Genomic DNA, 26,459 nt, shown 5'->3' with positions numbered 1-26,459 from the left:
TAGGGTTGGTTATGGCGTTTAGATTTTTGGCATTAAGCATATTTGTCTTAGTAGGCTATTTAACTTACAATATGATTATTACTAAGAAAGGGGCTTTAACCTTTAGTCTAGAGAATGCAGAGCAAAATACCAATGCTAATGGAGTGCTTTTTTGGGATTTAAAACATCCTATTAAAGTGCGTATTACAGCAAAAAAAGGCATTAAGCGTTACCAACTCAAAGCCACTACAAAAGACAATCTAGTGATTTATGAAAAAGAGGTGCTTGTATTAGACAAGCCAAAGACTTTAGAAATTCTTTTGCCAAAACCTGAAATACAAGGACTAGAGGGGAGACATATCACTTATGAGTTTAAGGCATTTGATTGGAGTTATGCGCATTTTTTTGATGGTAATTGGACTAAGTTTCAATGTGATGTTCGTATAGATACTAAAAAGCCTTCCATTAAAGTTCTAGCCCATTCGCCAAGTATTACTTATGGGGGGAGTGCGTTAGTAGTTTTTGAGGCTATTGATGAAAATCTTTTTAGGGCGTTTGTGCGCATTAGAGATAGGGAGTTTAAAGCTTTTAGACTTGAGGAATATCAAGGGCATAATGTGTTTGTAGCTTTAATTCCATGGTCGTATGGGATTAAAGATTTTAAAGCTCTTGTTGTAGCTCAAGATAAGGCTTACAACACTTCAAGCCAACCTCTTTTATTTAAGCGTAAAGCTCATCGCATAAAAGAGGTGGATTACAATATTCAAACTTTAGAAGAGAATCTATCTCATATGGATTTATCGCCAAAATTCAAACAAAATTTAAAGAATGATTTTGAAACCACTTTGTTAAAAGCACTCAATCAAACACGCCAAGAAGATTTAAATATTTTTAAGCAAGAGGCTATGCAACAAGGGTTGTTTTACGAAGATTTTTCAGTATTTAAAGCGCTCGCACCTGTTGGAGAAAACACTAGGATAATGGGGCATTTTTTAGAAAATCGCCGTTTTTTAAAAGATAATCAAGTGTTGGCTCAAGCTTTACATTTTGGGGTGGATTTGAGAGTAAAAAGAAATAATCCTTTGAATTTTAAAAATCCAGTTAAAAAAGTTTTGCGAAAGAATTTAGGGTTTTATGGGGATAGTGCGTTGTATTGCTATGGGTTAGGACTTTGTGTGTTTTTTTCACATTTAAAGTCTCAAACAAAAAGCCCACAAGAATTTGTGGGTAATAGTGGTTTTAGTTTTGGGAATTATTTGCATATGGGGGTGTTTTTGCAAGGGGTATTAGTGCGGCCTAATGAATGGCTCAATCAAAATTGGATTAATGATAATATTATAGCCCCACTTAGTCTTGCTAAATCTCGTCTTTTAGAAAATAAGGAATAAACAATGTTAAAGACAAATCAAAAAAATGCGCATGTATTTGAAATTGAGAAACAAGACCCAAAAGAAGTTGTAGAATTTTTAGAACAAAACAAAGAATTATTGTATTCTTTTCTCCTTGTTTTTAAGTATGAGTTAGAACCATTTGTAAAAGAAGTGTTAAAAAAATATGATCTGTTATTTTTAGAGACTGAGCGTTCTTTAAGGGGTCGTAGTGTGCAAATGGCTCGTCAAAAAGATGAGCAAATTCTTGTAGAAAATAAAAGCCCTTTGTCTCAATCATCTCATAAAACAATCGTTTATAAACGAAACATTAGAAGTGGTGAAGAGATTAACAGCTCTGGGAATTTAGTTTTTTTAGGTAATGTAAACAATGGAGCTAGAATTGTCTCAGAGGGTTGTATTTTTATTTATGGGGTTTGTGATGGAGTAATTATATGTTTTGGGGAATGTTTAGTGCTTGGAGAAGTTAACACTTCACAAATAGCTTTTCAAGGTAAAATTTTATTGGAAAAAGAAATTGAACGCTTGCAAGGAAATAAAAAATTAAAAGTGATTACAAAAAATGACGATTTACTAGACATAAAGGAATTAACATGAGACAAACAACTATCGCAAACTCTGTAGAATTATTAGGAATTGGCTTACATAAGGGAGTTCCTGTAAAATTGGTTTTAGAACCGCTTGCTGAAGATCAAGGTATTGTGTTTTATCGCAAGGATTTAGATGTAAAGATTCCCTTGAAACCCGAAAATATTATTGATACTAAAATGGCAACCGTGCTTGGTAAAGATGGTGCAAAGATTTCTACGATCGAACATTTGCTTTCAGCTATTCATGCTTATGGAATTGATAATATTAAGATTTCTGTGGATAATGAAGAAATTCCTATTATGGATGGGAGTGCCTTGACTTATTGCATGCTTTTAGATGAAGCAGGGATTAAAGAGTTAGAAACTCCTAAAAAGGTAATGAAAATCAAGCGAATGGTTGAGGTTAAAGAGGGTGATAAATTTGCTAGAGTAGAGCCAGATAATCAATTTTCCTTGGATTTTACGATTAAATTTGAGCATCCGGTTATTGCTGAACAAAAGTATAACTTTATCTTCAGCAAACAAGCTTATAAGGATGAAATTGCAAAAGCACGCACTTTTGGATTTTTACAAGAAGTAAATTATTTGCGTTCTATTGGTTTGGCTAAAGGTGGGAGTTTGAACAATTGTATTGTGTTAGATGAAAACAGCATTTTGAATAAAGAGGGCTTGAGATGCGAAAAGGAGTTTGTACGGCATAAAATTTTGGACGCCATGGGTGATTTAATGGCATTGGGTATGCCTGTGGTAGGCAAATACACTTCTTTTTCAGGTAGCCATAAACTCAATTCTATGTTAGTCAAAGCTATTTTGGCAGACGCTAGAAATTATGAAGTATTGCTTATGCAAGAGCCAGCTAAAGAGGTAGTTTTGCAAAAAGCTTTTGCTTAATTTTATTGAGAGGTTTTATTTTTGAAAGTAGATTTAGCACTTGTTTCTTTAGGCGAGGTGGTATTGCTTGGGGTGTATCAGCAAAATTGTTTGCACACTTCTTATACTTCAGCATTAAAGACAAGTGAGGGTTTACTAGAAGTTTTTTCGCAATTATTCAAAGATTTTAAAGACACTAAGAAATATTCTTCTTTGCCTACCATTGAGGGGGTTTATTATGCTAAAGGACCGGGAAGTTTTACAAGCCTAAAGCTCACGCATATCTTTTTACACACTCTAGCTTTGATTCAAGGTTTTGAGCTACATTCTACAACAGGCTTTGATTTTAATGATAATGCCCCCATTTTGGCGTATGCAAACAAATATTTTATTTCAAAAGAGATGAAAAACTTAGTAGATTTTAAGGATTTAGAAGTTTTGCCAAAAGATTTTACCCTACCTTTTCAATTAGAGAAGGAAAAATTCGCTCAATTCAACACACCATTTTACATTTTACCCCCCATTTAGTGTATAATACTAGATAAAGTAAGATAGCCATAGCATAGGGGTTTTGAATTTTGGTGGTAAGCGTCCCTGCAACAAGTGCGAATTTAGGCCCCGGATTTGATTGTTTGGGTTTGAGCTTGAATTTACGCAATCGTTTTTTTATTGAGTCTAGTGCTTTTCATGCGGTAAAACTCATCGGTGAGGGCGAGGGCATTGCGAAGTTTTTGACAGATAATATTTTCACTAAGGTGTTTTATAGGACTTTAAAAGCACATGGCGTGGAGAGTTCTTTTAAATTTTTGTTGCATAATAAGATTCCTATTACAAGAGGAATGGGGTCTAGCTCAGCGATGATTGTAGGAGCCATTACAGCAGCGTTTGCGTTACTAGGGCGTGCGTTTGATAAGGAAAATATCTTAAACACGGCTTTAATTTATGAGCCACACCCTGATAATATTACTCCAGCGGTGTTTGGAGGGTATAATGTGGCTTTAGTAGAAAAACGCCAAGTTTCTAGCTTGAAAGTTAAGTTGCCATCGTATTTAAAAGCGGTCATGGTTATTCCTAATAGAGCTACTTCAACTAAGCAATCTCGCCAAGTTTTACCCAAGCGTTATAGCACCCAAGAGAGTGTGTTTAACCTTTCACATGCGAGTTTGATGACTATGGCAATTATGCAAGGCAAGTGGGATTTATTGCGTTTATGTTCCAAGGATAGAATGCATCAGACTAGGCGTATGCAAGCTTATCCCGTGCTATTTGCAGTGCAAAAGCTTGCTTTAGAAAACAATGCTTTAATGAGCACACTCTCAGGAAGTGGCTCATCGTTTTTTAACATGTGTTATGAAGAAGATGCCCCTAGATTAAAGCAGGTTTTAAGCAAGAAATTTTCTAAGTTTAGGGTAGCGATTTTAGACTTTGATAATGATGGAGTCATTATTGAGAAAGACTGAGATTAGAACCCGCATGTGTGTGGCATGTAGGGGGCGCTGGTTTCAAAATGACTTGTTGCGTTTGAAAGCCTTTGAAGAAGGCGTAATGGAATTTGATGGGAAAGGTCGTAGTTTTTATGTGTGTAAAAATTGTTTGAAAGGCGGAGAAAAAAAATTGCTTAGAGCTATTTTAAAGGTAAAGAATGCCCCTAAAAATACTGAAAAAATTATTATTTGGATTAAGGAGAGAAGTATAGCATGAGTGGTATGGTTGATTTAAAAGATTTTGTAGTAGAGCTTGGTAAGACACCAAAAGAGATTAAAAATATCATAGAGCAAGCCAAAGATATTGGTTTAGAGCTTAAGACAAATTCCAAAATTACCCCAGAGCAAGCGGACAAGCTTTATAAATATATTGTTGAAGGTATTAAAGAGCAAGTGCAATCCAATAAACCTATGCCTACTAAGCCCTCACAAAACGAAACGACAGAGACCACAAAAGAAACGCAAGAAAATGGGACGGCTAAAGAAAGTGGAAAACCTAAAAATCTTTTTGTAGAACCAAAGAATGAAAAAGGTCAAAAAAATCAAACACTAATACAAGAGCCAAAGGGCGAAAAGCCTAAAAAGAAAGTTAAGTCTCTTATGCCAAAAAAAAGAGAAATAGAGATTATTAGCACGCACGATAATGAGCCTAGCATAGCAAAAAAAGCACCCACAAAAGAAACCTTCCCAAAAGTCGCTGATGCCAAACGCCAAAAAGCTGAAAAGGAACTCCAAGACATAAAAAAAGCTAGAGAGGCCTTAAACAAGCTTACTCAAAGTCCTAATACTAGGAAAGAAGCGGTAGAAAACACAAAAGAAAAGAGCGATAAAGAACATCAAGAGAGAAAACGCAATGAGACCATTAAGCGTCGCATGGGCATTCGCATTGTGAATCGTAATGATGAAACTCAAGCGACTAATACAGAAAACAAAAAACCTACTCAAAGTGCGGCGGCTATTTTTGAAGATTTCAAAAAGGAATGGCAAGAAAAAGACAAACAAGAGACTAAAAAAGCTAAAAAACCTAGCAAATCTAAAGCTACCCCTACAGCTAAAAACAATAAATCTCATAAAATTGATTTTAGCGATGCGAGAGATTTTAAGGGCAATGATATTTATGATGATGAGAGCGATGAAATCTTATTGTTTGATTTGCATGAACAAGATAATTTAAACAAGGAAGAGGAAGAAAAGGAAGTCCGCCAAAATATCAATGATAGGGTGCGAGTGCAGAGAAAGAACCCTTGGATGAGCGAGGGTGGAATCAAGCGTCATTCTAAGAAAAAGCGGGTGTTTCGTAACGATAACAGCCAAAAGGTAGTTCAAAATACTATTTCTATTCCAGAAGAAGTGCGTGTGTATGAATTTGCCGAAAAGGCAAATCTAAATCTTGCTGATGTGATTAAAACGCTCTTTAATTTAGGGCTTATGGTTACTAAAAACGACTTTTTAGATAAGGATAGTATAGAGATTTTAGCTGAAGAATTTCATTTAGAAATTTCCATTCAAAACACTTTAGAAGAATTTGAAGTAGAAGAAGTGCTAGAGGGGGTTAAAAAAGAGCGTCCGCCTGTAGTTACGATTATGGGGCATGTAGACCATGGTAAGACTTCATTACTAGATAAAATTCGTGATAAAAGAGTGGCACACACCGAAGCTGGGGGGATTACTCAGCATATTGGAGCTTACATGGTAGAGAAGAATAGCAAGTGGGTGTCTTTCATTGACACACCAGGCCATGAAGCCTTTAGTCAAATGCGAAATCGTGGGGCTCAAGTTACGGATATTGCAGTAATTGTGATTGCAGCTGATGATGGCGTGAAACAACAAACTATTGAAGCCCTAGAGCATGCAAAAGCGGCAAATGTGCCTGTGATTTTTGCGATGAATAAAATGGATAAACCAAATATCAACCCCGATAAACTCAAAGCGGAGTGTGCCGAGCTTGGCTATAACCCTGTGGATTGGGGCGGAGAATATGAATTTATTCCTGTTTCAGCAAAAACAGGCGATGGTATTGATAATTTATTAGAAACCATTCTTATTCAAGCAGATATTATGGAATTGCAAGCCATAGAAGAAGCAAGTGCGAGAGCAATTGTTTTAGAAGGAAGTGTAGAAAAGGGGAGAGGAGCCGTAGCTACGGTGATTGTTCAAAATGGGACTTTAAATGTAGGGGATAGTTTTTATGCAGAAACGGCATTTGGTAAAGTAAGAACAATGACTGATGACCAAGGCAAGAGTATTCAAAGTTTAAAGCCTTCTATGGTGGCTCTCATTACAGGCTTGAGTGAAGTGCCCCCCGCAGGTTCTGTATTAATAGGGGTAGAAAACGATTCTATCGCACGCTTGCAAGCTCAAAAGAGAGCGACTTATCTACGCCAAAAAGCTTTGAGTAAAAGCACTAAAGTGTCTTTTGATGAGCTTTCAGAAATGGTGGCTAACAAGGAATTAAAAAATATTCCTGTCATCATTAAAGCTGATACGCAAGGAAGTTTAGAGGCGATTAAAAACAGCTTGTTAGAATTGAGTAATGAAGAAGTAGCCATTCAAGTGATTCATTCAGGGGTGGGGGGCATTACAGAAAATGATTTAAGTCTTGTGGCAAGCAGCGAACATGCCGTAATCTTAGGCTTTAATATCCGCCCAACCGGTAATGTGAAAAACAAGGCTAAAGAATACAATGTTAGCATTAAAACTTACACGGTGATTTATGCCTTGATTGAAGAAATGCGTTCGCTATTGCTAGGCTTGATGAGTCCTATTATTGAAGAAGAGCATACCGGACAAGCTGAAGTGAGAGAGACCTTTAATATTCCTAAAGTAGGCACTATAGCAGGGTGTATGGTAAGTGAAGGAGTGATTACTCGTGGCATTAAGGTGCGTTTAATTAGAGATGGTGTCATCATTCATACAGGTGAAATTGTCTCTTTAAAACGCTTTAAAGACGATGTTAAGGAAGTTTCTAAGGGCTATGAGTGTGGGATTATGCTAGAAAATTATAATGAGATTAAAGTAGGCGATGTGTTTGAAACTTACAGAGAAATCCATAAAAAAAGAACCCTTTAATGAACGCTCATAAAGAACGCTTGGAATCTAATCTTTTGGAATTATTGCAAGAAGCCCTATCAAGCTTGAATGATAGTGAGTTAAACTCTTTGAGTGTTACTAGAGTAGAATGCTCTAGGGGTAAGCACCATGCTCATGTGTTTGTGTTGTCCAAAGATAACAAAATCCTTTCAAAATTAAAAAAGGCTGAAAGCTTGATTAGACAATTCGTTTTACAAACAAGTGGGTGGTTTAAATGCCCAAAACTTAGTTTTGCCCTAGATAATAGCCTAGAAGAGCAACTCCGTTTAGACGCAATATTCAATCAAATCGCTAAAGGGAAGAATGATGACTAAAAAAATAGAAGAACAAATTGAAGGGGTCATTGAAAGCTTAGGCTACCTGCTCTATGATGTGAGTTTAGTAAAAGAAAATGAGCAAAATATTTTGAGAATAAGTCTTAAAAATCCTAAGGGGGCGATTAGCTTAGATATATGCCAACAAGTGAGCGAAACTATTTCACCCTTATTAGATGTGTGTGATTTTATTAAGGATGCTTATCTTTTAGAAGTGAGTTCTATGGGTTTAGAAAGAGTGCTTAAAACCCCCAAACACTTCAAACTCTCTTTAGGCGAAAAAGTAGATGTTCGGCTCATCAATAAAGAGAGTTTTCAAGCTATTATTAAAAATGCTAATGAAACAAGCGTAGATTTTGAGCTAGATGACAACACCATTAAAAGCGTAAATTACAAAGATTTAAAAAAAGTTAAAACGCTGTTTGAGTGGTGAAATTAGATTTGTTTTTTTGGATTTCAAATGGTTTTATTAGGAAAATAGAAGTTTTATCGCAATAATAAGGGGGGATTTTTGAAAGCGGTTTTTAAAATTTTTTCAAAACTGAAATTCAAAATTTTTCAAACCAAGTTTTTTAAAAAGTTTTAAAATTACTAAGTTATTCAATTCCTACACTCTAAAGGCTTTAAGGTTGAAATCAATCTTTTGACTGATGAGCGTGGAAATTTTAATGGTGTTTTAATATATTTATCATAAATTGTATACAATTTTTATATTATCAATTATTACTCCCCTAAGGGAAGTACCCTTAAGAGAGTCTTTTTTAGAAGAAAGTATAGCGTTGGGCTAAAGGTAATTAGCTTGCTGGTTTAGAAGTGCAAAGCCTACCATCTAAGAAGACTTCAAAAGTTTCATGGTCTACGCTGAGCTTTCCTGTTGCGCTATTAAGCTTAAAGTCTTTCTTAGTGATATTACGCACATTTTTAATAGGTAATACCTTTCTTTCTAGGTCAAGCTTTTCTTTAATGCCATTTTCATAGGCAAGCTTATTGACAAAAGTAATGCTTGTATCAAATTTAGCCTTTCCATGATGGCCAAACATCTCTCTGCAATATACTGGTTGAGGGGTTGGCACAGAGGCGTTGCTATCGCCCATTTCAGAAAATACTACCAAGTCACCTTTAATGATGATTTGTGGTTATCAATCCCGCCAGCTGTAATAATCATGCCTTCTCCAGCTAAGGCTTCTGTGCCTAAGCCTACAACTAAATTAGGGCTAACGCCATCTTGCATATCTTTATTCCCAGCTTTTCCAATGCCTACAATTTTGCCATTTTTAATCCCAATATCAGCCTTGTAAATGCCGGTGCAGTCAATAATCAAAGCGTTTGTAATCACTAAATCCAAAGTGTTTTCATCATGGCTATTAGATTGCCCCATGCCTTCTCTAATGGTCTTGCCCACACCAAATTTTAACTCTTCACCATAAATGGTATAGTCATGATCAACTTCTGCCCAAAGCTCAGTATCGCCCAATCTTACTTTATCCCCCTTAGTAGACCCATAAGTATTGACATAATCAAGTTTTTTCATTTTCATAGGAAACTCCTTATTTTAAAAATCCGTGTTTTTTAGCGTTTTCAATCGCGCTAGACTTGTGGCGTTCATTAGCAATATTATTGACAAGCCCATTCATGCCAATGATTTTTTTAGACCCATCAATATCAATTAAAGTAACTTCTTTAGTCTCATCAGCACCAATTCTTAAGGTATTTCCGCTTGGAATATCTAATCGTTTGCCATAGGCTTTTTCTCTGTCAAATTCTAAGGCTCTATTAGCTTCAAAGAAATGGAAATGGCTACCCACATGCAAAGATTTTGTGCCATTGTTTTTAACCTTAAGTTTAATGGTTGTGGCTTGTTTATGGGCATTGATTTCTTAAAAAATAGCACTAAAATTGTAATGAAAAAGAAAAAATAGCAAGACAGGTCTTTCTTAAGCCCATAATATGGGCTTATTTTTGATGGTTTAAAAAATCTCTTAAAAGTCTTTTTTTAGGATTTCTTCTACTCTGAGAATGGTTACAAGTCTATCATCTCGTTTTCCAATACCATAGGTCAAATTATTATTATCGCTTAAAGTCTCTGGAACAGGGTCAATATCAGACTGCCTAATACGAATAGCCTCAGTCAAGCGGTCAATAAAAAACCCAGCGATTTGGTCATTATGACGCACTACCAAATAACGAGTGTCTTTATTTTGTTTTTCAGCAGGTAAGCCAAACTTTAGGCGTAAGCTAATTAAGGGGAAAACATTCCCGCGCAAATTAAACACGCCAAGCACATAATTAGGGGTCTCAGGAACTCGTGTATAGCCGATAGGCTTTACAATCTCTAAAATATTCAGAATGGGAATGGCATACTCTTCATCACCAATAATAAAGCCAATGAATTGTAAAATTTCTTCACTTTCTTCTTGCTTATCAGTGCCAGCATCACCTGCTTTTTGTTTTTCAAACAAGTCTTTTAACTGATTGCTCATTATTCGCCTCCTTCTAGTTTAATACTGCGTTTAACTACGCTAGTTAGATAATCAGCACTGTAGGGCTTAGTGATGTATTCAGTCATACCTGATTCAACTCCACGCATTCTGTCAGTTTTAGTAACCCGACTGGTTACTGCAATTAAAGGAAGGCTTTTAAATTTATTGTATTTACGCACCTCAGAGGCGAAAGTATAGCCATCCATTTTAGGCATCTCAATATCCACTAAAATGGCATCAGGAGTCTTATCGCTATTTTTAAGCATTTCCAATCCTTCTAGTCCATTAGTAGCCTCTAAGAGCGTAATGCCTAATGGTTTTAAGCATTTGCGAATAACAGCCCTATCTGTGCTACTATCATCAATCGCTAAAACGACATAATCGCTAGGCGAATTTTTGATTTTGGCATTTTCTGATTCACTCATCAAAGTAGTGATATTAACTTTCACACTCTTTGCCATTTCCATCATCGCCCCAACATCTACAATGAGCGTGATTTTTCCATCGCCTCTTACTGTAGCCCCAGCAATACCTCTAGTATTTTTGAGATAGTAACCTAAAGACTTGATAACTACTTCTTCTTGACCGATTAAATAATCTACAATCACACCAATTTTTTGGTCGGCTAATCCTATAATGACGACATACACATCAGCACCAGACTCTAAAATCGCATCCACTTTAAAAATATCAGAAAGACGCACTAAAGAAAGCACTTCATCTCTTAGGCGTAGAACACTCTTGCCATCAACGGTGTAAATTTCATCTTGACTGATTCGCACGGTTTCTAAAACTGAAGAAAGTGGGATAGCGTAATATTCCTCTTGAACGCCTACAAGCAAAGCTTGAATAATGGCTAGAGTAAGGGGGATTTTGAGTTTTTGAGTGGTGCCTACGCCTATTTCTGAATCAATTTCAATGATTCCATTAAGTTTTTCAATGTTAGTTTTCACTACATCCATTCCTACGCCTCTACCTGAGACATTAGAAACGGTTTTTGCGGTAGAAAAGCCCGGCTTAAAAATAAGATTAAACGCCTCTCTATCACTCATGCTATCAGCTTCTCTCTCGCTAATAACTCCTTTTTCAACCGCTTTTTGCTTAAGCATTGAGGGGTCTAAACCTTTACCATCATCAGCAATTTTAATCACAATGTGATTACCCTCATTATACGCGCTCAATTCCACACGCCCCATTTCGGGTTTGCCTAGCACTTTTCTATCTTCTAGAGATTCAATGCCATGGTCGCATGAATTACGGATAATATGAATGAGTGGGTCGCCAATTTCTTCTACAATGGACTTATCTAGCTCAGTTTCTTCTCCATCAATAATAAGCTCAATACTTTTGCCTAGCTCTCGGCTTAAATCTCTCACCATACGGGGGAACTTGTTAAACACTTTACCCACCGGTTGCATTCTGGTTTTCATAACAGCTAATTGCAAATCCGTAGTTACCGCTGAAATAGATGAAACAACTTGGTTTAATTCTTCTAAAAACTTTTCTCCATCATAGCGTTCTTCTACATCACTATAGATTCTAATCAAGCGATTCTTTCCTAAAACAAGCTCACCGATTAAATTCATCAAGTGGTCAAGTCTTCGCACATCTACTCTTACAGTTTGTTCTACACCAATAGATGGAGATTTGTTTTCTTCGGTTTTTGGTTTAGCTTTGCCTGCCTCTGCTTTGGGGGCTTGTGGTATGGGTGCTTTTGGAGTAGGGGTTGGAGTTTTTTGGGTATTAGTGGGTTGTGAATTTTCTGCTTGAACGCCTTCTTGCTTTTTTTGAGCTCTACGCTCTTTATCTGCTTCTTGGCGTTTATTAAGTAAGCGTGCAATCTCAGCCTCCACTTCTTCAGCACTCATATTAGCATAATCTAAATCCGGCTCATCAGCTAGTGGGTTGCTAGTGTCGTTAGCTTGGTTTTCTGTAGCAGAAGTTTCTTTAGGGGTTTCTGTGGTGTTTTGGGTTACATTCTCTTCTTTTTGAGGAGCTTGTGTGCTTTCTGTAGCTTGGGGAGTGCCATCTGAATTTTGGCTTGTGATAGCTTGAAGTTGTTTAACCACTTCTTCAATCTCGTTTTCCTTGCCATTATTAGTATCAGAGCCTGTGTCTCTAATGGTTACAAGCAAGGATTTCATTAAATCAATAGAGCGCAACACGACATCCATAATATCAGGCGTGATTTTAATTTCGCCTTTTCTAGCACGATTTAAGACATCTTCCATGTTGTGTGTGAGATGTGTGAGCGTGTTAAGATTTAAAAATGAGCTAGAACCCTTAATGGTGTGAGCGACCCTAAAAATACGATTAAGTAAATCTAAATCTTCAGGATTATGCTCTAGCTCTACCAAATCTTGGTCAAGTTGTTCATTCATTTCAAAGGCTTCAATTAAGAAGTCTTCCATTATTTCTTGTAAATCATCCATTAAAGAACCCCTTTGTCATAAAGTGAAAGTATTTTACAATGTTTGTAAGCAGTTTTAAACATTCTTATCCAAAATTTTAGAAATTTCTTCTACAAATTTTTCTGCATCAAACTTAACTAAATAAGCACTAGCACCCATTTCTTTAGCCTTTTCAGCGCTATAGCTATCACAAATGGAAGAATTAAAAATCACAGGGATATTAGCAAATCGTGGGTCTTCTTGGAGCTTGAATAAGAAATGATAGCCATCCATTTTTGGCATTTCAACATCTGAAATAATAAACTTTAAATGCTTTCTTAATTCATTGCCATATTGTTCGTATAGTTTTTCTAATTTTTCCAAGCCATCTTCGCCATCTACGGCCTCTGTAATATTAAATCCCATTTTGCTTAAATGGGTTTTTAAAGTCTTTCTAGCAGTTTTGCTATCATCTAAAAATAAGACATCGCCTTCAAAACGCTGTGTAGGAACGCTTTCTGGAGGATTTTTAGAGGCCTCATTAAGTCCTAGGTCATCTAAAATGCTTTCTAAATCTAAAATGAGTAAAGTTTGGTCGTTTTCAATGCGTGTAAGACCGGTAATCTTTTCTTTGTTGATATTATTTGATGCACTAAAAGTGGCAGGCTCTACATCTTTCCAACTAATACGCCTAATACGCCTTGCAGAATGGACTAAAAAGCCCATTTTAACATTATTAAATTCAGTGATGATAACGGTCTTTTCATCATCTTTGCTTGTGTCTGGAGTGATGCCTATCCATTTAGATAAATCTACAAGAGGGATAATGGTTGAACGCAAATCAAATACACCAATGATATAATCTAGATCTGTGGGGTATTCAAAAATAGTAGGCATGGGAATGATTTCTTGAACTTTAGCCACATTAATGCCATAAATACCCTCATAGGGAATACCATTTTGTATGCCATAAATGCGAAAATCTACGAGTTCTATTTCACTCAATTTTAAAGCGTTTGATGCTTTATTATCTGTCATAACTTTGAATGCCTTATAGATTAAGATAGTTCTAAAGTTGCTAATGATACCTTAAAAATACTTTGTTGATTATAAAAGGAAGGTAAAGCATGGTAAAAAAGCATGTGTTTGTTGCATAAAATATGCAAAGGCGTTTCTTGATTGATATGAAAATGACCCTCTATAATGCCATCTATATTTTGTAATCCTTTTTTAATAATAAAGTTTTGATAGTGCTTAAGGCGTTGTTTGGCAAAAGAAATTGAATGGCTAGGGATTAAACTTAAAGAGCGAATGGGTTTTTTATAGATGAGTTTTCTCAAAAGGGGGTAGAGCGCATGAAAGCTTAATTTGTCAATAGAGAGTAAAACATATCTAGCCCAAGTGGAAGTGAGTTGTGTGATGTAAAATTCATACGCTTTAGTAATAAACAAATCCCCATGGGCTAATAATAAGCGTTTATTGTTGTATTGAAATAATGCGGGCTGTTGCTTGCGTTTAAAAATAATAATCTTAGAATTGAGAATAAAACGCATAGAAAAATCATGGTTGCCCTCAAAGTAAAAGACTTGTGAAGTTTTGCTTAATGCGTTGATTAAATTAATAACTTCTTGTTCGTCGCTATGTAGGGACAAATAGCCTACAAGTGCATGAAAAATATCGCCCATAAAAAAGACTTGTGGGGGTTTAGTTTGCAAAAGCTCTTTAAGTAAATCAATTAAATGAGAGCTTTTAGGCAAAAAATGTGCATCAGAAATAAAGATAGCCCCCTCTTTGAGTTCATAATTTTGATTCAATCACCCACCACCCATAAATTGCAAGCATTCTAATTTGTCATTTTCTTTTAAAATGGTGCTATCCCATAATTCCTTTTTTAAGCCTATGCAATTTAGAGCAATCATAAGAATTTCTGGGTTAATTTGCAAAAATTCAAGTGCTTGAGAGACATTGCAATCTTTAGGCAATTCTCTAGTTTCGCCATTAATGATAACTTTCATATTCACTCCTTATTTAAATAAATGAGAGCCAATCCTTAAAAGATTAGCCCCACAAGCAATAGCTAATTCAAAATCACTGCTCATGCCCATTGAAAGAATAGTTGCTCCTTTTAAATTGTCAAAAAGTTTTTTAGTAATAATAAAGGATTTTTCAATTTTCTTTTCATCATCACTGTGAGCCCCAATACACATGAGCCCTTTTAATTTAATATGTTTGCAAGATTCTTCAATTTGAGTATAAGTTTCAAGTGCAACTTCTGGCATTACTCCGCTTTTACTTTCTTCATATGCACTATTAACTTGTAAAAGAGCATTTAAAGTAACGCCTAGTTTTTCACAACGCTTTTCTATGTTTAGAGCAAGTTTTAAAGAGTCTAAAGAATGTAAAAGGGCTGGTTTTAAACTCAAAAGGGTGTTGATTTTATTCTCTTGCAAAGAGCCTACCATGTGCCATTCAAGGGGCAAATGCTCTAAATTTTGCATTTTAGTTTTTAAATCTTGAACTTTATTTTCTCCAAAAGCCCTTTGAGAGCAATCATAGTAATTTTGAATGGCTTCTATGGAAGCGTTTTTTGAAATAGCCACTATTTTTACAACATGGTGTCTTGAATAAGCGATGCGAGCTTTTTCTATCGCAGAAATCAAAGTGTCAATTCTTTGCTTACAATCTAACATAACTCTCCCTTATGCGTGCTAAAAGAGTGCGTGAGATGAAAATTTTGATTTAAGTTTTCAAAATCTTTTAAAAGCCCTTTATTTTTCAAACTTTCTATGACTTCTATGGAGCAATCAGTTTCTAATGGCCATTCTCTAAAATGCTTATCCATAATGCCTTTGTTTGTAGCGTCTATAAAAAAACAATGCTTAGAGATGAGAGTATCACGCTGTGCGTCAATATTGTTAGTTATGCGCCATAATAACATGTAGGGGTTATTTAAATCATTGCTACTATGCTCTACAAATACCACAATGCGTAAATACTCTTCAAAGCCTAGCAAGTTTTTACTTAACTCAATGATACTTTTATCTTTCTTTTCTACGCTAACTACACAAATAGGATTATTGGTATGCGTATAATATTGCTTCAAAAGAATGATATTTGGCATTTTATCTTGTAAAAGCCTTAGCAATGAATCATCGTTTAAAAGCGTAGGATAGGGGGTATCACTCTTAGTTGTCGCATCAATACCAAGCTTGCCCCCCATAGCATATTCAGGGCTTGCATGATCTAGTGCGTCGCACACGCCTTGAGAGATTAGCACCTTTTGGGTAGAAAAATTTTTTAATATATACTCAATGATAGCGTTAGTATCTCTTAAATTTGGAGCATCAATATTCACAAAAATCGCATGTTTGACAAAGCTCATTTGCCCCACACCCCAAAAAGCATGCATGATTTGTTTGGCATGGGCGTTGTAGTGTGTGTTTATTTGAGCTAAAATTAAATTATGAAAAGCTCCATTTTCTGGCATGTAATAATCTATGAGACTTGGGGTGTTTGTTTTAAGCAGGGGTAAAAATAAGCGTTCTGTTAAATATCCCATGTATTTGTCTTCTAAGGGGGGCTTACCCACTACGGTGGCTAGGTAAATGGCGTCTTTTTTATAACTAATGGTTTTAACTTCTAAGATGGGGTAAGGCTCAATGGGGGTATAATAACCGGTGTGGTCTCCAAAAGGCCCTTCAAGCTCTAATTTTTCACAATCCACAAACCCTTCTATAACAATATCACAATCTTTTGGCACATTCAAAGCATTACTCAAGCATGGCATAACTTGTGCTTTTTTCTCTCTAATAAATCCATAGAGCATTAACTCATAAATGCCATAGGGTAAGGGGGCTGTAGCACACCATGTATAGAGCAAATCCCCGCCAATGGCGATACTTACAGGCATTTTTACTTTAGCCTTAGCATACTCGTGGAAAAAGAGTTGAGAGTCTTTATGGATTTGCCAATGCAAGCCTAAATGGTTTTTATCATAGACTTGTAAGCGATACATGCCCACATTCTTTTTTTTATTATCTAGGCTTTGAGTATAGACTTGTCCCATAGTGATGAATGCTCCACCATCTTTTTCCCAAGTTTTTAAAATGGGCAAATCAAATAAATTGACTTCTTCATTTTGCTTGATGATGAGATTTCTAGGGCGAGTGGTTTTTTTAGGAAAAATGTGTCTTAAAGTCCATAAGTCTTTTAAAGTTTTCAAACTTTCAGTAAAATTTTTAGGGGCATTAAAATGCAAAAAAGCTTGCATGCGTTGTTGCAAACTCTCTATAGGGGTTTTTAATAAAAGCTCCAAGCGTTTAAACGAGCCAAAAGCATTCATTAAGATAGGCATATCAAACGCTTTTGTTTGGTGTTTGACTTTTTTTATGGGGCGATTAAATAATAGGGCTTTTCCCCCATTAGGTTTTTTAGCCTCTATATAGGCTAGATGAGCGATTTCTAGCTCCACATCAAGGGGGGTATCAATGATTTCTAATTCATCATGCTCTTTTAAAAGCTCTAAAAAATCTCGCATTCTCAAATGACCTTAGACAATCACATAATGAACGCTTAAGCATGCAGGAATATTTTTAAGCTCTTCTAAAACTTCCAAAGAAACTTCTTCATCTACAATAATAAGCGCTAAGGCTTCTTTTTGTGCGTTGCGCCCCAAACGAAAATCAGCGATATTGATACTATGTCTAGCAAACACATTCCCTACACTTCCAATAACTCCTGGAATATCTGTGTTTCTAAATAAAAGCATTTTGCCCTTTGGCTCTATATCAATATCAAAACCATTAATATTAGTGAGCTTTAAAATATCTTCTTCAAACACGGTGCCACTCACACTCATGGAACCATTAGTCGCATTTAAAGTTAAAGAGAGCATATTTTTATAAGGCGTTGCACTCTCTTTGAGTGCAACCTTGATTTCAATACCCCTTTCTTTTGCCACAAAGGGGGCGTTAATATAATTGATTTTATCCCCTAAAATAGGTTTTAACACACCTACGAGCATAAAGGCTACAAGAGCATCTTCGTGCTTGCTAATCTCTCCACAAAGATTAAACTCAATCTTATGGCACACGCCCTTATGGATTTGACTAGAAAAATAGCCTAATTTCTGAGCTAAATTTAAGTAGGCTTTCATGCTAGGTTCAAAAACTTGCATAGGCAAATTGAGAGCATGCGGATGGCTTGAACCCCTTAAAGACTCCATAACCCCTTGTGCGGCTTGTTTAGAAATTTCTTCTTGAGATTCTAAAGTGTTAGCACCAATATGTGGGGTTGCATAGACATTAGGTAGGTCTAAGAGCTTGTTATGAATGCCGGGTTCTTTAGAAAAGACATCAATACCAAGCCAACGCACTTTTTTGGTCTCTAGGGCTTCATAAAGGGCGTCTTCGTTATAAAGCCCACCCCTTGCACAATTGATTAAGATAACCCCTTTTTTCATGCGTTCAATTTCTTTAGCACCTATCATGTTAATGGTTTCTTTATTTTTAGGGGTATGGATAGTGATAATATCGCATTGTAAAATATCTTCAAAATTTTTTGTATAGATTGCCCCCAAGTCAGTGGCTTTTGAAGAAGGGATATAAGGGTCATAGGCTAGAACTTCCATTTCAAAGGCTTTAGCTCTAATGCCAACCCTTGAGCCGATGTTTCCAAAACCAATAACGCCTAATTTTTTACCCTTTAATTCTGTGCCATACCAATCTTCTCGTTTCCATAACCTTTGGTGTTTGATTTGTTCATTAGCACCGGGGAATGTTCGCACTGCACTAATGATATGCGCCATAGTCAATTCTACTGCAGCAATAGTGTTAGCGGTAGGAATATTCATTACCACAATACCTTTTTGAGAACAGCTTTCCAAATCAATATTATCCACGCCCACACCCGCTCTTACAATGGATTTTAAATTGGTTAAAGGGCTTAAAAATTCGCTTGTAATAGGGGTCATACTACGAGTGATAAGTGCATCCATAGGGATAAGCTTTTCTAAAAGCTCTGTTTTAGGGCATGCAGAATAATCATGCAAAATAATATCTTTTTGAGCTTCTAAGATTTGAATACCTTTAGCATGGATTGGGTCACAAATAGCTACTTGATACATAAAAATTCCTTTAAGATTTTATGGAATGGCATGATAGCGTATTTTGTAATAGTCTAGGTCATCTAAAAAGCTTTCACGCTTAGACTCATCTAAATAGATGATGAGATTAGATTGGTTTGGGGTGTTGTCGTAGGCATAATCAATTTTTTCTTGTTTTAAGATTTCTTTTAAGCATAAGAATTGGTATCTTTCTAAGTCTTTAATGATGAGTTTTGAGTATTTGAAATCCTTTTTTTCAAAGGAAACTTCAAAATGATGCTCTATAACGGGGTAATTAGTGAGTGTTTTAGGCGAAGAATCTTGAGAAGATTCATCGTCCTTAGTTTCTTCTAGGACAAGGTCACTTTTTTCTTGTTCTTTAGTCTCTTTAACCTTGTTTTCATTTTTGACTTTTACAGGAGAGCTAGAAGTAGAAGGTATCTCTTGTTTTAAGCTTAGCACTAGGTAAGCTAGAATGCCAAGAGCGACCGCTAGAGAGATAAAAACAAAAACTGTTTTAAATCTCATGTTTTTTAAGTTGATTTTCTAGAGCTTTTCTTTGAGAATATCGCCTAGAGTCATCTTATCATCACTCGCATTGAATGCTTGCAATTCTTCCTTTTCCTTTTTGCGCTCCAAGCGATGCACAGAAGCACGCACTTTGTTATTGACTTTTTCAATAGCAACGACTACGCAAGTGATCTCTTGACCCATTTCAACTTCATCTTTTTTAAGGGGATTTAGGTCTTCATTTTTAATCAACACATCAATGCCATCCGTATGAATGAAGACACCAAAATCCTTAATGCTGACCACTTTACCTTGAATAACGCTATCCACCCTATGTTTTTGAGCGAACTCTTCTGTGGGCGAAGGCATTAAATGCTTTGCACTCAAAGAGACTTTCCTGTCCTTCTTGTTGATTTTAAGAATTTTTACCTTGATAACATCGTCGACTTTATAGTGGTCTTTGCACTTTTTGTCTTTATCCCAAAAAGCATCATGGTTATGGAGCAATCCATCTACGCCACCTAAATTTAAAAACGCTCCAAAATCAGTTAAAGTAGCAACCTTACCTTCCAAAACATCGCCCACCTGATGCTTAGCTTCAAAAACATCAAAAGGTCGGCTGGTAAGCTGTTTTAGAGAAACTCTTAAGCGGCGATTTTTAGAGTCAATTTCAATGATTTTTACATCAATCTCTTGCCCTACGCTGAGATAATTGTTAGGATGGCTGACATTCTTATCCCAAGAGATTTCAGAAACATGTAAAAAGCCTTCAATATCATTACCGATATCCACAAAAACCCCATAGTTTTCAATATTGCTTACCACAACCTTAATAGCGTAACCGGGTTTTAACTTGTCTTGGATTTCTTCCCATGGGTCTTCTATGGTAGCTTTCACAGACAGTGAAAGGCGTCTTTTTTCTTCATCATAAGCAATGGCTTTGACATAGATTTCATCGCCTTCTTTATAATACTTCTCAGGGTTTACCGGTCCCTTATGGCTGATTTCAGAGTAGTGGACTAAACCTTCAATACCTTTAGCTTCTACGAAAACTCCAAAGGGGGTAATCTGTCTTACAATTCCCAAAACAGGCTCTGTAGCTTCTAATAATTCCTTAGAAATTTCAAGCTGACGCTTATCGTTGACCTCAAAGAAACGCTTGCGAGAAATGGCGATAGAGTGGTTTTCTCTATCCACACGAATGATACAAGCTTTAATACGCTTGCCTACATGGTTCCCATCGTTCCTTAAAGAAGAGTGTGAGCGAGAGAGAAAATACTCAATGCCTTGAGACTCTACAATGTAGCCCCCCTTATTTTTCCCTACAATCTTACCTTCAACGATTGTGTTTTCGTAATTTTCACCTAATTCTCCAATTTTAGCCTGAATCTTTTGCTGGGTGATAGCTTTTTTGTAAGAAACACTAGGACGCTCGCCCCTTTCAGATACATGCACGATAATAGGGTCATTTTTCTGATACATTAGTCGACCCTTTGCATCTGTAATCTCACTCAAGGACAAGCGACCTTCTGTTTTGCCTCCAACACTAACCATGGCGTAACCATCATTTTCATTGATTGAAACAATTAGCCCTTCTTTGATAGTGCCTTTTTCTAGGGCTTCTTCTTCCTGTTCTAAGAGTGTTGCGAAATCTACCTCCTCGTCAGTAAAGTTCTGATAATCTGTTGCCTTGCTCATTGATTGCCTTAATTATAAATATAAAATCCTTGGGGTATTCTATCTTTTTTTGGCTTATAAAATCGTTTAAAAACCAAAATTTAGTGTATTTTTTAAGAAAAACACCAAATTTGCTTAAAAAGTGCTAACTTTTTGCTTGACATTTTCTATAATCCAATCAGGCGTAGAGGCTCCAGCCGTAATTCCGCATAAGGTTTTATCCTTAAACCATTCTATTTTTAATTCGCTCTCATCTTCTACCAGGTAGCTGTCCTTACAATGCTGTTTGGCAATGTTTAAGAGTTGTTTGGTATTTGAAGAAGCTTTGCCACCTACGACTATCATAATATCTACTTCTTTACTCAAATCTAAGGCAGCTTTTTGGTTGTGTGAAGTAGCGTTACAAATCGTATTAAAAATACGCACTTCAGGGCATCTTTCAATGAGATAGGAAGCAATTTGTAAGAGTTTTGGGGTTTGTTTGGTAGTTTGAGAGACCAAAGCTACTTTTCGCTGTAACTTTTTTTCTTGTAATTCTTCCAAAGAGTTAATCACTAGAGTTTGATTAGTGGCATAACTAATCACGCCTTTGACTTCAGGATGGTTAATATCTCCAAAAAGCACGATTTGATAGCCTTCTTTACTCATGGATTCTACAATTTGTTGGGGTTTAATCACATACGGACAAGTTGCATCGGTGATTTTTATCCCCTTATTTTTCAAATATTCTAAGTCTTGTTTAGGAATGCCATGGGTTCTTATAATTACGCTCTTGTCTTTGGATATTTTTTTAGGGTCTTCTTCAATTTTGACATTGAAGTTTTTTTCTAAACGATTGATTTCTTTAGCGTTGTGAATGAGCGAGCCAAAAATCAAGCTGTTCTCATTTTTTTCAGCAATTTGTATAGCTCGTTTGACGCCAAAGCAAAAACCATAATCCTTAGCCATTTTAATTTCCATGTTATTTTCCTTGTTTGAGTTTCTTAAGTATTGTGTGAAATTTAGGAAAAGAAATTGAAACACACTTTAAATTATCAATTTCTAAAGGTAGCACTAAGCCTAAAATTGCAAAACTCATCGCAATTCTGTGGTCATTAAAACTCTTGATAATAGGGGGTTTAATCTTAGAAAAATGCCCTTTTAAATTTTCTAAATTTTCTAAGCCCTCTATACAAAACCCATCTTCAAATTCTATACATTCTAACTTTAAAGCCTTAAGATTAGAAATGATTGCCTCAATTCTATCGCTCTCTTTAGCTCGTAAATCTTTAGCATTTCTAACTATGCTCTTACCTTTTGCAAAAAGCATAGCAATTGAAAGGGCTGGGATTTCATCAATAAGACTTGCGATATTTTTATCTATAGTAATAGCGTTTAAAAGGGCATGCTCTACATAAATATCGCCTATGATTTCTAAATCTTTGGATGTTATAGAATATTCAATATGTGCCCCCATTCTCTTTAAAACTTCAAAAGCTTCTATGCGAGTGGGATTGAGTAAAACATTTTTTAAAAGAATGCGGCTATTTGGCACAATAACACAAGCTAGAGCGAAAAAGAATGCGCTTGATGGGTCATTTGCTATGGTAAAATCAAAAGCTTCTAGGGGTTTTTCTAAAGGCGTTATTTTTAAAACACCTTCTTTATTTTGAATATTAGCTCCCAAACTTTTGAGCATGATTTCTGTGTGGTTACGACTAAGTTCATTTTCTTTATAAGTGCTTATACCTTGTGCTTGTAAGGCACTTAGAATTAAAGCGCTCTTTACTTGAGCAGAAGCGATAGGGCTTTCATAATCAAAAGCTTTTAATGTTGAGCCTTGAATGACTAGGGGGGCAAATTGATTATTCTCTCTTGCTAAAATTTTTGCTCCAAAGGAGTTTAAAGGCTCAATGATTCTTTTCATGGGGCGTGAGTTTAATGAATTGTCCCCACTTAAGACAAAAAGCCCTTTTTGAGCGCTCAAAAGCCCCGCATATAAGCGCATGCTTGTGCCAGAATTATTGCAATTTAGAATGTTATTAGGTTCTTTTAAAGTAAGTGGGGGTGTGATTTTAAAAGAATTTTGTGTAATATAATCTATTTTAGCCCCTAAGTTTTGAGCAATTTCTAAAGAGTTTAAACAATCTTTCCCCATTAAAAAATTTCGCACTATGCAAGGTTTTTGAGCTAGTAGGCTAAAAATTACCGCTCTGTGCGAGAGCGATTTATCACTAGCATTAATATCAAGCTCTAAATCTATCAAAAATTATCCTTTAAGGCGGGCATTGAATGTTTTCTCTAAAATTTCAAGAGCTTTTTGAACAACAAAATTAACTTCTTCATCATTTAAGGTTTTTTCTAAAGAGCTAATAACAAGGCGTATGCTTAAAGCGATAGCATTATCGTTTTCTTTAAAAACATCAAGGGCTAGAATTTCACTTAAGTTAGGAATTTTAGCATCTTCTAAAGCTTTTAACAGAGTGCTAAAAGCAATGTCTTTGTCTATTAAAAGGGTCAAATCTCTTGTGCTACTAGGATAAATACTAAAGGGTTTTAGTAGCATACTAGGGTGCTTGAGTTTAGTTGCATCAATTTCAGCATAATAGCTTTCAAATAAATCTAGTTCTTGGATAACTTTAGGATGGACTTTTGCGATTGTGCCTATGACTTCATTATTTTGAATGATTTTAGCGCTTTGGTAGGGGTGATTGATGGGCATTTGAGTTTCTAATTTTTCTAAACTAAAATCCCCTATAATTTTTGAAATACATTCAGCAAAAGAGTAAAAATCCCACGCTCTACCCTTAGCATAAGGATAGCTTTCTTTTGCTCTTAAGCCACTCACTAAAAAGCCTAGCTTTTGAGTTTCTTCTCTTTTAGAGTTATACACGCTTCCTTTTTCATAAAGGGCTATGCTTTTAAACCCTAAATTTTTGTTTCTCAAACTCGCATCTAAAAGACCACAAACAAGGCTCGTTCTAAGAGAGTTTAATTCTGTTGTGATAGGGTTTTGTAATTCTAGTGAGTCTTCTAAAACTTCAAAGCCTAGCTTTTGTTGTTTTTCTTTGGAGTAAAACACATAATGAATGACTTCTTTAAAATTACAAGCAAGAGCCTTGTGTTTAAGGTTCTCAAAAAAGCGGTGTGTGTGATAATGTGGGTTTAAACTTTCTTTATTAACACAATTAAGGGGCTTGGAGACTAAATTATCAATTCCTACAAAGCGTAAGACTTCTTCAGCAATATCTTGAATGCTCTTAATATCATGCCTAAAATTTGGCACTACAATTTCTACATTTTGCTCTTTTATCTCAACTTCAAAGCCTAGATTTTTTAAAATATTTTGAACTTTTTCTCTCTCTATAGCAAGTCCTAAAATCTCTGTAATTTCTTCAAGTTTTATGGTAATTGCATGGTTTTTTAAAGAATGCTTGGTTTGTTTAACTTCTAGAATATCAGCTTTTAAATGAGTGCTTAAAAAATTTAAGCCTTCTAATAAGTTAGGGTTGCTTCCTCTGGTGCTTCTATAGATAAGGGCGTTGTCTTTTTTAAATTTTTTATCTTTTAGGGCATGTAATTTTAAAGATAAGTTTGTAGGCTCTATATAACTTGCTTCTAAGAGTAGATATTCGCTTAAATCTTCTTGGGTATGTTCTATAGCGATAGTGGAGAGCTTTTTATCGTCAATATAAACGCTTTCAAGGTTATTTTCATCGGTTTTTACGCTTAGATTGATAGGGGATAAATTTATGTTATAAGCATTCATTAATACCCCACTAAAATGCGTGCCATATTCTATGAAATTTTTTAAAGCATTCTCACTCAACGCATTGTTATGAGCTAGTGCAAGTTTGATATTTAAAGGGGTGTTTAAAGAATGATTCTTAATCAAATAATAAGCTAAATGCGATTGAATACTATCATCAGTATTGAGCGTGATTAAATCGCTTTTTGGAATAGAGTTTAAAGCCTTGATAGGTTTTAGGGGCGATTGATAAAACGCACTGATTTCTCTAGCAACGCCTAAAACACTCAAGCAATCCCCACGATTTGGAGTGAGTGAGATTTCTAAAACATGCGTGTTAAATAAGGCGTATTCGCACAATTCCTTACCTAAAACTAACTCTCCGATACTTTCATCTAATTCCAATATGCCATCACTAATTTTAGGAAAGCCTAATTCTATGCTAGAACAAATCATGCCATAGCTCTCAACTCCCCTAAGTTTGGTTTTAGCAATAGTGATTGAGCCTATTGTTGCTCCTTCTAAAGCGACTGGCACGAATTGATTTTGAGCGACATTTTTAGCCCCACACACGATTTGTAAAACTTCCTTACCCACATCTACTTGACACACACTCAGCTTCTCAGCATTTGGGTGGGGCATTTTTTCTAGCACTTTACCCACAACCACATTCTTAGGGGCAACATAAGGACTACAACTCTCTACTTCTAAGCCTAAGCAACTCAAATTTTCACAGAGCTTAGATACATCCTTAGGCACATCTACAAAAACATTCAAATCATAAGTGCTTAGTTTCATTAAAAGCTCTCCAATACTCTTAAATCAGTTTCAAAGAAACTGCGTAAATCATTGATTTGACAAGTAAGCATTGCTAATCTCTCAATGCCCATGCCAAAGGCAAATCCGCTCACATTTTTATACCCTATTGCATCAAACACAGCATTATTTACCATGCCACAGCCTAAAACTTCTAGCCAACCGGTATGAGAGCATACCCTACAGCCTTCTTGCTTACAAAATACACAGCTAATATCCACTTCAGCACTAGGTTCAGTAAAAGGGAAAAAGCTCGAACGCCATCTTAATTTCACATTGCCAAAAAAGTAATGCAAAAAATCTTCTATCACGCCCTTTAAGTGCGTGAAATGGATACTTCCTTTTTTATCTACCACAAGCCCTTCAATTTGATGAAACATGGGCGTATGGGTCAAGTCATAATCTCGCCTAAAGGTTTCGCCTAAGCAAATCATCTTAATAGGGGGGGTTTGATTTTGCATGGTGTGGATTTGAACAGGTGAAGTGTGTGTCCTTAAAAGTTTGTTATCCTTAAAATAGAAAGTATCTTGCATATCTCTTGCAGGATGATAAGGGGGTAAGTTTAAGGCACTAAAATTATGAAAATCATCTTCCACTAAAGAGCCGATTTCAAGCTTGTATCCTAAGGGGGTAAAAAACTCAATGATTTTATTTTTGGTGTAGTTTAGGGGGTGAGAAGAGCTTGTTTTTTGAGCGTTAAACAAGCTCACATCAATTTTTTCTTTTTTTAAGCATTCTTCTAACTCAAGCTCCATAATGGTCTTTTTTTTCAACTCAAACGCTTTTTCAAACGCTTGTTTATAATGGTGTATTTCTTTAGCAAAGGCATTTTTTTCTTCGCCATTTAAATTTTTAAGCTGGTTAAACTTATCAGCAAAAACCCCTTTTTTTCCAAGGGCATTCAAACGCACTTCTTCTAATTCTTTGCTATTATTGACCTTTTCTAATCGCTCTATTAAGGTGTGCAATAACTATCCTTTTATTTTATTTTCAAAAGCTAGAGTATAATACAACTTTAATAAAAGAAAACCTTAAAAGAGA

General features: G+C 35.8%; 25 protein-coding genes and 2 pseudogenes. 10 read left to right on the top strand and 17 right to left on the bottom strand.

The annotated features are described in order from the left end of the window. Positions 1 to 5 precede the first annotated feature (5 nt). The 10 genes and pseudogenes from C6H25_RS05715 (at position 6) to rimP (ending at position 8,148) form a co-directional block, all read left to right on the top strand. Positions 6 to 1,367 carry a M23 family peptidase gene (locus tag C6H25_RS05715; protein WP_199768946.1) on the top strand — a complete coding sequence of 454 codons (1,362 nt, stop codon included), beginning with the start codon at positions 6 to 8 and terminating at the stop codon, positions 1,365 to 1,367. Between the two features lie 3 nt (positions 1,368 to 1,370). Beyond that, positions 1,371 to 1,578 (top strand): annotated as a pseudogene (minC, locus tag C6H25_RS09085) (septum site-determining protein MinC); the annotation flags it as partial. 8 nt (positions 1,579 to 1,586) lie between these two features. After that, positions 1,587 to 1,964 (top strand): septum site-determining protein MinC, encoded by a 378-nt coding sequence (locus C6H25_RS09080; RefSeq protein WP_418904551.1) that lies wholly within the window; start codon positions 1,587 to 1,589, stop codon positions 1,962 to 1,964. Further along, positions 1,961 to 2,848 carry a UDP-3-O-acyl-N-acetylglucosamine deacetylase gene (gene lpxC / locus C6H25_RS05705; protein WP_104748485.1) on the top strand — a complete coding sequence of 296 codons (888 nt, stop codon included), beginning with the start codon at positions 1,961 to 1,963 and terminating at the stop codon, positions 2,846 to 2,848. The genes C6H25_RS09080 and lpxC overlap by 4 nt, the downstream gene beginning before the upstream one ends. A gap of 21 nt (positions 2,849 to 2,869) precedes the next feature. Then, positions 2,870 to 3,355, top strand: coding sequence for a hypothetical protein (locus tag C6H25_RS05700; protein ID WP_104748484.1), 486 nt, complete (start codon positions 2,870 to 2,872; stop codon positions 3,353 to 3,355). 50 nt (positions 3,356 to 3,405) lie between these two features. Continuing rightward, positions 3,406 to 4,287, top strand: coding sequence for a homoserine kinase (thrB, locus tag C6H25_RS05695; RefSeq protein WP_104748483.1), 882 nt, complete (start codon positions 3,406 to 3,408; stop codon positions 4,285 to 4,287). Further along, positions 4,274 to 4,528 (top strand): DUF448 domain-containing protein, encoded by a 255-nt coding sequence (locus C6H25_RS05690; protein WP_199768945.1) that lies wholly within the window; start codon positions 4,274 to 4,276, stop codon positions 4,526 to 4,528. The genes thrB and C6H25_RS05690 overlap by 14 nt, the downstream gene beginning before the upstream one ends. After that, a complete protein-coding gene (gene infB, locus C6H25_RS05685) occupies positions 4,525 to 7,380 on the top strand; it encodes a translation initiation factor IF-2 (protein ID WP_104748481.1) in 2,856 nt (951 codons plus the stop codon). Before C6H25_RS05690 ends, infB begins: the two co-directional genes overlap by 4 nt. Next, positions 7,380 to 7,715 (top strand): 30S ribosome-binding factor RbfA, encoded by a 336-nt coding sequence (gene rbfA, locus C6H25_RS05680; protein ID WP_104748480.1) that lies wholly within the window; start codon positions 7,380 to 7,382, stop codon positions 7,713 to 7,715. The genes infB and rbfA overlap by 1 nt, the downstream gene beginning before the upstream one ends. Further along, positions 7,708 to 8,148 (top strand): ribosome maturation factor RimP, encoded by a 441-nt coding sequence (gene rimP, locus C6H25_RS05675; RefSeq protein ID WP_104748479.1) that lies wholly within the window; start codon positions 7,708 to 7,710, stop codon positions 8,146 to 8,148. The genes rbfA and rimP overlap by 8 nt, the downstream gene beginning before the upstream one ends. Positions 8,149 to 8,509: 361 nt before the next feature. Here the strand turns inward: rimP and C6H25_RS09075 are convergent, their stop codons facing one another. The 17 genes and pseudogenes from C6H25_RS09075 to pheS form a co-directional block, all read right to left on the bottom strand. Next, positions 8,510 to 8,827, bottom strand: a complete 318-nt coding sequence (locus C6H25_RS09075; protein ID WP_418904550.1) for a hypothetical protein — start codon at positions 8,825 to 8,827, stop codon at positions 8,510 to 8,512. A gap of 20 nt (positions 8,828 to 8,847) precedes the next feature. Then, a pseudogene (gene ureC, locus C6H25_RS09070) lies at positions 8,848 to 9,252 on the bottom strand (urease subunit alpha); the annotation flags it as partial. 10 nt (positions 9,253 to 9,262) lie between these two features. Further along, a complete protein-coding gene (ureB, locus tag C6H25_RS05665; RefSeq protein WP_267891814.1) occupies positions 9,263 to 9,589 on the bottom strand; it encodes an urease subunit beta in 327 nt (108 codons plus the stop codon). 105 nt (positions 9,590 to 9,694) lie between these two features. Next, on the bottom strand, positions 9,695 to 10,195 hold the full coding sequence (locus C6H25_RS05660; RefSeq protein ID WP_104748478.1) for a chemotaxis protein CheW: 501 nt from the start codon (positions 10,193 to 10,195) through the stop codon (positions 9,695 to 9,697). Further along, the gene (locus C6H25_RS05655; RefSeq protein WP_104748477.1) at positions 10,195 to 12,627 is read right to left on the bottom strand and encodes a hybrid sensor histidine kinase/response regulator; all 2,433 of its coding nucleotides are present in this window, start codon (positions 12,625 to 12,627) and stop codon (positions 10,195 to 10,197) included. Before C6H25_RS05655 ends, C6H25_RS05660 begins: the two co-directional genes overlap by 1 nt. A 54-nt stretch (positions 12,628 to 12,681) precedes the next feature. Then, positions 12,682 to 13,623 (bottom strand): chemotaxis protein CheV, encoded by a 942-nt coding sequence (locus tag C6H25_RS05650; protein WP_104748476.1) that lies wholly within the window; start codon positions 13,621 to 13,623, stop codon positions 12,682 to 12,684. A 20-nt stretch (positions 13,624 to 13,643) separates the two neighbouring features. After that, a complete protein-coding gene (locus C6H25_RS05645) occupies positions 13,644 to 14,399 on the bottom strand; it encodes a UDP-2,3-diacylglucosamine diphosphatase (protein WP_104748475.1) in 756 nt (251 codons plus the stop codon). Then, the gene (gene thiS / locus C6H25_RS05640; RefSeq protein ID WP_104748474.1) at positions 14,400 to 14,600 is read right to left on the bottom strand and encodes a sulfur carrier protein ThiS; all 201 of its coding nucleotides are present in this window, start codon (positions 14,598 to 14,600) and stop codon (positions 14,400 to 14,402) included. Positions 14,601 to 14,609: 9 nt separating this feature from the next. After that, the gene (locus tag C6H25_RS05635; protein WP_104748473.1) at positions 14,610 to 15,275 is read right to left on the bottom strand and encodes a YggS family pyridoxal phosphate-dependent enzyme; all 666 of its coding nucleotides are present in this window, start codon (positions 15,273 to 15,275) and stop codon (positions 14,610 to 14,612) included. Beyond that, on the bottom strand, positions 15,269 to 17,122 hold the full coding sequence (locus C6H25_RS05630; protein WP_104748472.1) for a menaquinone biosynthesis decarboxylase: 1,854 nt from the start codon (positions 17,120 to 17,122) through the stop codon (positions 15,269 to 15,271). Before C6H25_RS05630 ends, C6H25_RS05635 begins: the two co-directional genes overlap by 7 nt. Positions 17,123 to 17,134: 12 nt before the next feature. After that, positions 17,135 to 18,709, bottom strand: coding sequence for a phosphoglycerate dehydrogenase (serA, locus tag C6H25_RS05625; protein WP_104748471.1), 1,575 nt, complete (start codon positions 18,707 to 18,709; stop codon positions 17,135 to 17,137). A gap of 18 nt (positions 18,710 to 18,727) precedes the next feature. After that, positions 18,728 to 19,216, bottom strand: coding sequence for a hypothetical protein (locus C6H25_RS05620; RefSeq protein WP_104748470.1), 489 nt, complete (start codon positions 19,214 to 19,216; stop codon positions 18,728 to 18,730). Between the two features lie 18 nt (positions 19,217 to 19,234). Continuing rightward, on the bottom strand, positions 19,235 to 20,896 hold the full coding sequence (locus C6H25_RS05615) for a 30S ribosomal protein S1 (RefSeq protein ID WP_104748469.1): 1,662 nt from the start codon (positions 20,894 to 20,896) through the stop codon (positions 19,235 to 19,237). Positions 20,897 to 21,010: 114 nt separating this feature from the next. Beyond that, positions 21,011 to 21,835, bottom strand: a complete 825-nt coding sequence (locus tag C6H25_RS05610; protein ID WP_014659065.1) for a 4-hydroxy-3-methylbut-2-enyl diphosphate reductase — start codon at positions 21,833 to 21,835, stop codon at positions 21,011 to 21,013. 1 nt (position 21,836) lies between these two features. Further along, the gene (aroA, locus tag C6H25_RS05605; protein WP_104748468.1) at positions 21,837 to 23,120 is read right to left on the bottom strand and encodes a 3-phosphoshikimate 1-carboxyvinyltransferase; all 1,284 of its coding nucleotides are present in this window, start codon (positions 23,118 to 23,120) and stop codon (positions 21,837 to 21,839) included. 3 nt (positions 23,121 to 23,123) lie between these two features. After that, positions 23,124 to 25,400 (bottom strand): phenylalanine--tRNA ligase subunit beta, encoded by a 2,277-nt coding sequence (gene pheT, locus C6H25_RS05600; protein WP_104748467.1) that lies wholly within the window; start codon positions 25,398 to 25,400, stop codon positions 23,124 to 23,126. After that, on the bottom strand, positions 25,400 to 26,386 hold the full coding sequence (gene pheS, locus C6H25_RS05595) for a phenylalanine--tRNA ligase subunit alpha (protein WP_104748466.1): 987 nt from the start codon (positions 26,384 to 26,386) through the stop codon (positions 25,400 to 25,402). Before pheS ends, pheT begins: the two co-directional genes overlap by 1 nt. Between the last annotated feature and the right edge of the window lie 73 nt (positions 26,387 to 26,459).

It is taken from the genome of Helicobacter cetorum, assembly GCF_900198405.1.
Classification (GTDB): domain Bacteria; phylum Campylobacterota; class Campylobacteria; order Campylobacterales; family Helicobacteraceae; genus Helicobacter; species Helicobacter cetorum_C.
The sequence above is the reverse complement of the archived record's forward strand: the minus strand, read 5'-3'. Positions and strand labels throughout refer to the sequence as shown.